The following is a 10,117-nucleotide window of genomic DNA, read 5'->3' as shown; positions in this document are numbered from 1 at the left end:
AGCCAATCTTTGGCCCAAGCTAACGCAAAATTGCCGCTTGCGCACCCAAAGTGATTGTTGACTGGCCAAGACCAAGGACATTTCCTATAGGATCAATGGACTTTCGCCATATCCCCAAAGGGACAAAGCCATGTTTGTTGTCACATTAATCACCAATCCCGCAATCCATTTGGAACCAGAATTGGTGGCAAGCCTCCGCAATGCATTGGGCGGCGGTGATGCAGTGTGGTTGAACCCAAACACAGCGGCAGAATTCACTATTCCGGAGGCGCCCACCAATTTCGAAGACATCTGGGCCAGCCTTCAGGCCGAAGGTGTAGATATGGTTTTGCAACCCCAAGAGGGGCGGCGCAAGAAAATGCTGCTCGCGGATATGGATTCGACCATGATCCGCCAAGAATGCATTGATGAATTGGCCGCCGAGGCGGGTGTTGGCCCGCGCGTGGCTCAGATTACCGCCCGCGCGATGAATGGCGAATTGGATTTCGAAGGCGCGCTTCGCGAACGTGTGAGCCTGCTCAAGGGCCTCGATGTCGCGGTGATCAGCCATGTTTTGGAAAAGCGCATTCACCTTATGCCGGGCGGCCCCGTTCTTTTGGCTACTATGAAGGCAAATGGCGCCTATGCCGCGCTTGTATCTGGAGGGTTTACGGCCTTCACGGCGGCCATTGCAGATAGGCTTGGGTTTGACGAACACCGCGCAAACACGCTTTGCGCCGAAGGCGCTCAGCTGACAGGCAAGGTGACTGACCCAATCTTGGGACGCGAGGCCAAAGTGGAGGCCTTGAATGACATCACAGCACGGCTTGGGATTACCCCTGCCGATGTCTTGGCGGTCGGCGATGGCGCAAATGATTTAGGGATGCTGCAACTTGCAGGGGCGGGGGTCGCATTACACGCGAAACCTACAGTGCAAGCGCAAGCCAAGCATCGGATCAATCACGGTGATCTAACGGCGCTTCTTTACATGCAAGGCTACGCCGCAACAGATTTTATCAAGGCCTAAAGTAAAACCGCGCGCAAATCTCTTTGCGCGCGGTTTTTTTGGTTTATTCAGCAGGCACAGCCGCCGCTTCAAGGCTGATCGGATGGGCCAGCTTATTGAGCATTTCCTTGGGGCAAACCTGCAAGAAGTTTGCCTTCTCACTCTCCCAATTCTTGAGGATCATATCCGCTTTCTGCGAGGCCGTTTCCGCATGATGGCGGGTGATCAGGTCAAGCAACTGCTCTTCCCAATGTGCGACTGTGACGGGGCAAGTCACCAATGTCTCAAGGTTCATATTGATCAAAGCCTCGCCGCTTGGGTCATAGAGATAGGCCATACCGCCCGTCATACCCGCGCCGAAATTGGCCCCAATTGACCCAAGGATCACGGCAACGCCGCCCGTCATATATTCACACCCGTTCGAGCCACAGCCCTCGACCACGACTTTGGCGCCTGAGTTACGCACCGCAAAGCGCTCACCCGCGCGACCCGCTGCAAAGAGATAGCCATCGGTGGCGCCATAAAGAACAGTGTTGCCGATGATGACGTTTTCAGAGGCCTTCAGAGGGCTGACTTGAGCGGGTTTCACGACAATCGTGCCACCCGACAGGCCCTTACCCACATAGTCATTGGCATCACCCGACACCTCAAGCTTCAATCCAGGCGCTGCAAAGGCCCCTAAGGACTGCCCTGCCGAACCCTCCAATTTCACCGTCAGGTGATTTGGTTGAAGGCTGTTACGCATCCCGAATTTCTGCACGATGTGGCTAGATGTCCGCGTGCCAATGGTGCGTAGCGTGTTCTGCACAGCGTAAGACAATTGCATCTTTTCGCCATCTTGCAAAAAGCGCGCTGCATCCGCCACGATCTGTGCGTCCAACGTGTCAGGCACAGAGTTGCGCGGCTTATTGCGATCATAAACAATCTTATCCGCCCCATCGACTGTGATCAGCATGGGGTTAAGATCAAGATCATCCAAATGCGCCGAACCACGGCTGACCTGTGTCAACAAATCGGCGCGGCCAATGACATCATCAAGACTGCGCGCGCCAATCTCTGCCAGAATCTCGCGCACTTCTTGCGCGTAGAAGGTGATCAGATTGACAACCTTATCTGCGTTTCCTGTGAATTTTGCGCGCAGGCTTTCGTCTTGCGTGCAAACGCCCACGGGGCAGGTGTTCGACTGGCACTGGCGCACCATGATACATCCCATGGCAATCAACGCAGCCGTGCCGATACCATATTCCTCGGCCCCCATCATGGCTGCCATGACAATATCACGACCTGTGCGCAGGCCACCATCGGTGCGCAAGGTGATTCGGTCGCGCAGGTTGTTCATCGACAAGACCTGATGCGCCTCGGTCAGACCCATCTCCCATGGCAGACCCGCATATTTGATCGAGGTCGCGGGGCTTGCACCCGTGCCACCATTGTGGCCCGAGATTAGGATGACATCCGCCTTTGCCTTGGCGACACCCGCCGCAATCGTGCCAACGCCCGATGAGGCCACCAATTTCACGGTGACTTTCGCGCGGGGGTTGATCTGCTTGAGATCATAGATCAGCTGCGCCAAATCTTCGATTGAATAGATATCGTGATGCGGCGGCGGCGAGATCAGCGTCACACCTTTGGTCGAGTGACGAAGGCGCGCAATCAAATCTGTCACCTTCATACCAGGCAACTGACCGCCTTCACCCGGCTTGGCGCCTTGTGCGACCTTGATCTCCAACTCCTCGCAATGGTTCAGATATTCCGCTGTAACGCCAAAGCGGCCCGATGCGACCTGTTTGATCTTGGCGCTTGGGTTGTCGCCATTGGGCTCTGGTGTGAAATGTGCGGGATCTTCGCCGCCTTCACCACTATCGGATTTCGCGCCAATGCGATTCATCGCCACGTTGAGCGTCTTATGGGCCTCGGGGCTAAGCGCCCCAAGGCTCATGCCCGGCGTGACAAATCGCTTGCGGATTGAGGTGATGGATTCCACTTCTTCAATCGCAATGGGCTGACCCAAAGGCTTAATGTCCAACAAGTCGCGCAGATGAATGGGCGGGTTGGCGCGCATCTTGGCGGAATATTGTTTCCACAATTCAAACGAGGCTTTGTTGCAGGCCATCTGCATCATATGCATCGACTGCGCTTCCCAAGCATGGGTTTCCCCCGAACGGCGCGATTTATAGAAACCGCCAATTGGAAGGATTCCATCGCCCTGCAACCAACCAAGCGCGTGAACTTCTTCACATTTTTTCTGAAGGCCCGAAACGCCAATGCCCGAAATGCGGCTCGTCATGCCGGGGAAATATTCCGCAACCATGGCGCGGCTCAGACCCACAGCCTCGAAGTTCAAACCACCACGATATGAGGAAATCACCGAAATCCCCATTTTGGCCATGATTTTCAACAAGCCTTGGTCAATCGCGTTGCGATAGCGTGCGACCGCTTCGGTCAAAGTGCCCTCCAACAGACCGCGCTCAATGCGATCTGCTAGCGAATCCTCGGCCAAATAGGCGTTCACTGTGGTTGCCCCACAGCCCACCAGAACCGCAAAATAATGCGGGTCAATGCATTCCGCTGATCGGATGTTGAGCGAGCAGAATGTGCGCAAGCCCTTGCGCGTCAGCCACGAATGCACCGCGCTTGTCGCCAAGATCATTGGCATCGCGACTTTGTCTGCGCTTTGGAAACGGTCGGTCAGCACGATATGCGCTGCACCCGAACGCACTGCATCCTCGGCCTCTTGGCGAATGCGCTCCAGCCCATCACGCAAGCCATTTTTATCCGCACCCGCAGCAAAGGTCGCGTCAATCGTCACCACGGCATCGCCAAAATGCTTTACCATCGCGTCAAATTGCGCATTGCCCACGAAAGGACTGTCGAGAACCAAAATCTCTGTCTGGCTGCTATCTTCGTCCAACACATTCTTCAGGTTACCGAAGCGCGTCTTAAGGCTCATCACCCGATATTCGCGCAAACTGTCAATCGGGGGGTTCGTCACCTGACTGAAATTCTGGCGGAAGAAGTGGCTCAAGGGACGATATTTCTTCGACAAAACCGCGCTTGGCGTATCATCGCCCATAGAGGCCAAGGCCTCTTTGCCATCTTCGGCCATTGGTGCAAGGATATGTTCCAATTCCTCAATCGTATAGCCCGCAGCTACCTGACGGCGGCGCAGGTCTTCGCCTGAGAAAATCGCTGTTTCCGTAAGGCCTTCGGTTTCCTTGGCCAAATCCGTGATCTTGCCAACCCAGTCGCCAAACGGGCGCGCCGCGGCCAAGGCATCCTTGATCTCGGTATCGTGGAATAGCTTTTGCGTTTCCATATCGACCGCAATCATCTGACCAGGCCCAAGCGCGCCTTTTTCGATCACGCGCGCCTCATCAACAGGCACCATGCCCGCCTCGGAACCCGCAATCAGCATCCCATCGCCCGTCACCACATAGCGCATTGGACGCAGACCGTTTCGGTCAAGACCCGCACAAACCCAACGACCATCGGTCATTGCAAGGGCAGCGGGGCCATCCCATGGCTCCATCACGGAGTTGCAATAGGAATACATATCCTGCCATGCCTGCGGCAATTCGCTGGCGGTTTGGCTCCAAGCCTCGGGAACGAGCATGGTTTTTGCCATTGGCGCATTGCGACCTGCGCGCACCAAAACCTCGAACACAGCGTCCAAAGCGGCAGAGTCAGACGACCCTTGCGGGATGATCGGCTTAATATCTTCGGCCATATCCCCGAAATAGGTGGATGCCATGCGAATCTCATGGCTCTTCATCCAGTTCACATTGCCCTTGAGCGTGTTGATTTCGCCATTATGGGCCAACATGCGGAATGGCTGCGCCAACCACCATTGTGGGAATGTGTTGGTTGAATATCGCTGGTGGTAAATCGCGAAGGCGGATTCAAACCGCGCATCCTGAAGGTCGGGATAGAATTCCGACACCTGTTCCGCCAACATCATACCTTTGTAGATGATGGAACGGCAGGAAAGAGAGCACAGATAAAGTTGCCCCACGCCTGCGGCCGCAGCAGCTTTTTCAATACGGCGGCGGATGACGTAAAGCTCACGCTCGAATTGTTCGTGATCGATGCCCTTTTCGTTCCGGATCAAGATTTGCTCAATCTCTGGCCGTGTTGCATTGGCCTTTTCACCAAGGCAAGCGGTATCAACAGGCACATGGCGCCAACCATAAATATAGTGCCCCATCCGCAAAACTTCGGTTTCGACAATCGTGCGGCACCGCTCTTGCGCACCAAAATCCGAACGCGGCAAGAACACCTGACCGACTGCAATCAATTTGTCAGAAGCAGGCTCATGGCCTGTGCGGCGAATTTGATCATAGAAAAACTGCACAGGGATTTGCACATGGATGCCTGCGCCATCGCCTGTCTTTCCATCGGCATCCACAGCACCGCGATGCCAAACGGCCTTAAGCGCGTTGATCCCGTTTTCCACCACGCGGCGTGAAGGTTTGCCATCGACAGCAACGACCAAACCTACACCACAAGAGGAATGTTCCTCCTCAAGGGAATACATACCATGCTCGGCCATAAACGCGCGCTTGGCCTCTTCTGCGGCCACCCATTCGGCATCAAACTTGGTCATCACTCATACCTTTCTTTCGGAAGGGGCATCATCGGGATGCGCGAAACGGGCCAAAGCCCTAGGATAAAACATCACCGCAATCATAAAGCGGCAGTGCATTCAGAAATCCCGCCTCATTGGGACGGGCAAAATCAACGGGGCTTGCGTCATAGGAGATTTCCTCCCCGCTGGGCAGGGTCAGCGTCTCGGTGCCGCCAAAGAACATCCGCAAAGAGGGGCTTACATATTGGTTGCCCACAGTGCTGCGTGCGCCGTCTGGCGTGGTTTCGGTATAGGCAAATTCCGTGCGTGCCAAAACCTCACCGTCAATCTCAACTGTGTCGCCCGTAAGAGCGTCAAAACCGCTGTAATCGCGGGTAAAGGGCGCGTCCCCTTCTGAGACAGACAGCGAAAAGGTGAAACTGTCCCGCCCCGTCTCAAGCAATTCGCTAAGGCTTGCAGGGTCAATTTCAGGTTGGACCAAACGCGACCGAAGGCCCGTGCGAAGATCAAGCGATTCAAGCCACCGAAACTCTCGATCCGTATGGGATAATGACATGGGCCCATCGACATCTAGGCTGAGGCGCCAATGCTCGCCCGCAGCATCACCTTCACAGGTCCAATAATGCGAGACCATGCATCCGCGGCTTTGAACCGTGAGGAAGGCTTCGCACCCCGCGGGCGGTGTGATTTGCGCCGCTTGCGCCATCGCCGCAACACCCATGACCCCGCCCGCCGATGCGAGAAGGGTCAAGTGACGTGCGATGCTATGCGCAAGACGGGCCATATCGGATCACTCAGCCGCAATCACGCCGTGGCCTGCAACTTTTGCGAGGATCGCATCCGCTGCTTCACGGCCATCACGGATCGCCCAAACAACAAGGCTCGCCCCGCGCGCAATATCACCAACAGCATAGACGTTTTCCAATGCCGTTTCATGGCTGCGGAAGTCGGTCTTTACTGTCCCCCAACGGGTGACAGGCAAATCCGCGCAATTCCAAAGCGTGGGCAGATCTTCTGGCTCAAAGCCCAAGGCCATGATCACCAAATCCGCGTCCTCAACATAATCGGCACCCTCTATCACCTCGGGGCTTTGACGGCCTGTCGCATCAGGCGCGCCGAGGCGCATTTTCTGAACCTCGACACCTGTTACAGGATTGCCAACAAAACCTTTTGGCGCGGACAGCCAGACAAATTCCACGCCCTCTTCTTCGGCGTTCTGAACTTCGCGCTGGCTGCCAGGCATATTCGCTCGGTCACGGCGATACAGGCATTTCACAGAGGTCGCACCCTGTCGAATCGCACTGCGCACACAGTCCATCGCAGTATCACCACCGCCGATTACGACAACTTTTTTGCCTTCGGCATTCAATGCGCCAGTGTCAAAATCAGGCACAGCATCGCCAAAGCTTTTGCGGTTGGACGCGGTGAGATAATCCAATGCCTTGACGATCCCCGAAGCCTCATGCCCCGCAACGTCCAAGTCGCGCGATTTATAGACGCCTGTCGCGATCACGATGAAGTCGTGCTTTTCGCGCAGCGCCTCAAAGGTGATGTCGCGGCCAATATCGGTGTTCAACTCGAACTTGACCCCGCCTTTTTCCAAAAGCTCATTGCGGCGCATCACCACGGGTTTTTCCAATTTAAACCCTGGAATCCCGTAGGTCAAAAGCCCGCCCGCGCGGTCATAACGATCATAGACTGTCACCTGAAGCCCTGCGCGGCGCAGACGATCTGCGGCAGCCAAACCGCCTGGCCCTGCGCCAATGATGCCCACGGATTCTGCCCGCTCAGTTGTGGGGGCAATGGGCATCACCCAACCTTCATCCCATGCGGTATCGGTGATGTATTTCTCGACCGAGCCGATGGTGACGGTGCCATGCCCAGATTGTTCGATCACACAATTGCCTTCGCACAGGCGATCTTGCGGGCAGATACGCCCACAGATTTCAGGGAATGTGTTTGTGGCTTGGCTGATCTCATAGGCCTCGCGTAAGCGCCCTTCGGCAGTCAGGCGGAGCCAGTCGGGAATATTGTTGTGAAGCGGGCAATGCGACTGGCAATAGGGCACGCCACATTGACTGCAACGGCCTGCTTGCTCCGCGGCTTTTTGCTCGGCATACTCGGCATAGATCTCGCGAAAATCCGCACGGCGTTCTTCGGCGGATCTCTTCTCGGGCGTTTCTTTAGCCACGGAGACAAATTTTAACATCGGTTGCTTAGCCACGGAACTACTCCCATCTTCAACGCGCTTCTCATATTCCGAAAGCGCACCACATAAAAGACAGCAATACTGACCTATATAATGCTGTTTTCATTTCTGGCGGCCAATTTGCAACTTTGATTTACAAAAATAGGTATCGCATCATTACCTATTCTGAAAAATATCACATTAATTCAAGTCTTTAGAGAAGACTCGTTTTTATTGGGACATAGAACTCATGAGCCTGTTTTATCTTTTTATTCTCGCTACCATCCAAGGGATCACGGAATTTCTGCCGATATCCTCCTCTGGTCACCTGATTCTATTGCCCGCGCTGATGAATCATGCCGACCAAGGTCAGGTGATTGATGTGGCCGTGCATGTCGGCACATTGGGCGCCGTGATCTTGTATTTCTGGGCCGATGTAAAAGAGGCGCTGTTTGGATTTTTCCGCCTCCTGCGCGGCCAGATTGACACGCGCGGCGCGTTTCTCGCGCTGTGCCTCATCATATCCACAGTGCCCGTGGTTCTGGCAGGATTGGTGTTCAAGCTTACAGGCCTCTCTGACCTGCTGCGCTCAACGGCGGTCATCGGGTGGACGATGCTCGGATTCGGAATTGTGCTTTATTGGGCAGACCGCACAGGCACAGAAACGAAGCCTGCCACGGCATGGACGCTAAAAGATGCGCTGGTTATGGGGTGTGCGCAAATTCTTGCACTGATCCCTGGCACATCCCGCTCAGGGATTACCATCACTGCCGCACGAAAACTAGGATACGGGCGCGAAGATGCGGCGCGGTTGTCGATGCTCATGTCAATTCCAGTGATCATCGCCTCAGGCGCACTATTGGGGCTTGAGGTGATTGGCACAGCTGACATGGCCGCCGCACGCGATGGTGCCATCGCCGCAGGGTTCGCCTTTGTTGCGGCACTTTTGGCCCTGTCTGTGATGATGCGCCTTTTGAAAACCATCAGCTACACGCCCTATGTGATCTATCGGGTGATCTTGGGCGTGGTGCTGTTGATGATCGCGTATAGCTAGGGCTTATCGCAGCTTAGATGCGCTATCGCGGATTGCTGCATATTGGCCGCCATCGCGATAAGGCCACAAATATTCTGGCAAAACCGTATCAAGCGCAGTTGGTGTAATGCCAAAATCTGCCAAGGTTTTTGCCTTTGGTGACACGACATTATCCCGCTTGAGCTGACGCAGCTGATCACGGGTGAGGACACCATTGGTGAAAAGGCCAAATGTCACCGCCTGCGCCATATCAAGGCCAAAGGCCAAGGGCGCCGCAGCAAGGCTTGGGAAACTCAAGATCACACGGCGGCGACCAATCACCTTGAGCATCTTTTCAATCAACGCGCGGAAGCTCAGCTGCTCTGGCCCGCCCAATTCGTAAATTCCGCTAAACCGATCATCAAGAATGGCGGTCACAGCCGCTTGGGCCACATCATCCACATAGACAGGCTGAAATTTGCTGCCCGCCCCCATCAAAGGCACGAAAGGCGACAGCCGCGCCATCGCTGCAAAGCGGTTAAAAAACTGATCTTCAGGCCCGAACACAATCGAAGGCCGCAAGATCACCGCCTTTGGGAAAGCCGCCTTAACGCCTGCTTCACCTTGGGCTTTGGATTGCGCGTAAAGGCTATCGCTGTCTGCATCCGCACCGATAGCGGACACATGGACAAGCCGCGCGGCGCGCTCCTCTTTCGCAATCCGCGCAATGCGTGCAGCCCCTTCGGCCTGAACGGCATCAAACCTGTTTTTCCCTGATTCAACGAGAATACCCACGCAATTCACAACCGCATCGGCCCCTTTGATCGCGGCACGCACCGAAGCATCATCGCGGATATTGGCCAAGACAGGCTCGACCTGACCAACCACACCATAAGGACGCACAAAACCTGCTTCATTAGGGCGGCGCACGGCAACACGCACGCGCCAACCTTCCTTAGCCATACGTCTTGCGATGTAGCGCCCCACAAAACCTGAGCCGCCAAAAATTGTCACAAGCTTGGACATCGTTCTGCCTTTCGGTCGTCTGGTCTGGATTTGCGCGATTGATACGCGGCAAACCCAAGCGAAACAAGGCGCAATTATATCACGCTCAAGCGTCACATGCGCGCAATCCACATCCCCCCATCCAAATCCGCCACAGCCATGCAACAGCCGTTGACAGCACCCATGCCGATATATAACAGACAGCCTCACGACACTGGCCCAGGTGGCGGAATTGGTAGACGCGCTAGCTTCAGGTGCTAGTGTCTGTATGGACGTGGAGGTTCGAGTCCTCTCCTGGGCACCACTATCAGTGCTACTTTTCCCAGCATATTTCGAAACATT

At 55.2% G+C, this 10,117-nt stretch carries 6 protein-coding genes and 1 tRNA gene; 3 read left to right on the top strand and 4 right to left on the bottom strand.

Annotated elements, in window-relative coordinates; genetic code table 11:
* Positions 1 to 130: 130 nt before the first annotated feature.
* Positions 131 to 1,006, top strand: coding sequence for a phosphoserine phosphatase SerB (serB, locus tag AAC620_RS07830; RefSeq protein ID WP_340244046.1), 876 nt, complete (start codon positions 131 to 133; stop codon positions 1,004 to 1,006).
* Positions 1,007 to 1,049: 43 nt separating this feature from the next.
* Here the strand turns inward: serB and gltB are convergent, their stop codons facing one another.
* Genes gltB through AAC620_RS07815 form a run of 3 tightly spaced genes read right to left on the bottom strand, consistent with a single transcriptional unit; the run spans position 1,050 to position 7,794 of the window.
* Positions 1,050 to 5,588 (bottom strand): glutamate synthase large subunit, encoded by a 4,539-nt coding sequence (gltB, locus tag AAC620_RS07825; RefSeq protein ID WP_340244044.1) that lies wholly within the window; start codon positions 5,586 to 5,588, stop codon positions 1,050 to 1,052.
* A 58-nt stretch (positions 5,589 to 5,646) separates the two neighbouring features.
* Positions 5,647 to 6,321: a hypothetical protein gene (locus AAC620_RS07820; protein WP_340244042.1), complete on the bottom strand. Its 675-nt coding sequence runs from the start codon at positions 6,319 to 6,321 to the stop codon at positions 5,647 to 5,649.
* Positions 6,322 to 6,360: 39 nt separating this feature from the next.
* Complete coding sequence (locus AAC620_RS07815; RefSeq protein ID WP_340244040.1) at positions 6,361 to 7,794, bottom strand: NAD(P)-dependent oxidoreductase; 1,434 nt, start codon at positions 7,792 to 7,794, stop codon at positions 6,361 to 6,363.
* 214 nt (positions 7,795 to 8,008) lie between these two features.
* Between AAC620_RS07815 and AAC620_RS07810 the strand changes: the two genes are divergently transcribed.
* Positions 8,009 to 8,812, top strand: coding sequence for an undecaprenyl-diphosphate phosphatase (locus AAC620_RS07810; RefSeq protein ID WP_340244038.1), 804 nt, complete (start codon positions 8,009 to 8,011; stop codon positions 8,810 to 8,812).
* 3 nt (positions 8,813 to 8,815) lie between these two features.
* Here AAC620_RS07810 and AAC620_RS07805 read toward each other — a convergent pair whose 3' ends face one another.
* A complete protein-coding gene (locus AAC620_RS07805; RefSeq protein WP_340244036.1) occupies positions 8,816 to 9,796 on the bottom strand; it encodes a complex I NDUFA9 subunit family protein in 981 nt (326 codons plus the stop codon).
* A 196-nt stretch (positions 9,797 to 9,992) separates the two neighbouring features.
* Here AAC620_RS07805 and AAC620_RS07800 point away from each other — a divergent pair.
* A tRNA-Leu gene (locus AAC620_RS07800) sits at positions 9,993 to 10,079 on the top strand.
* Positions 10,080 to 10,117 lie beyond the last annotated feature (38 nt).

This window comes from Roseobacter sp. HKCCA2468, from assembly GCF_037805105.1.
Taxonomy (GTDB): domain Bacteria; phylum Pseudomonadota; class Alphaproteobacteria; order Rhodobacterales; family Rhodobacteraceae; genus M30B80.
This window is presented reverse-complemented; position numbering and strand designations above follow the sequence as displayed.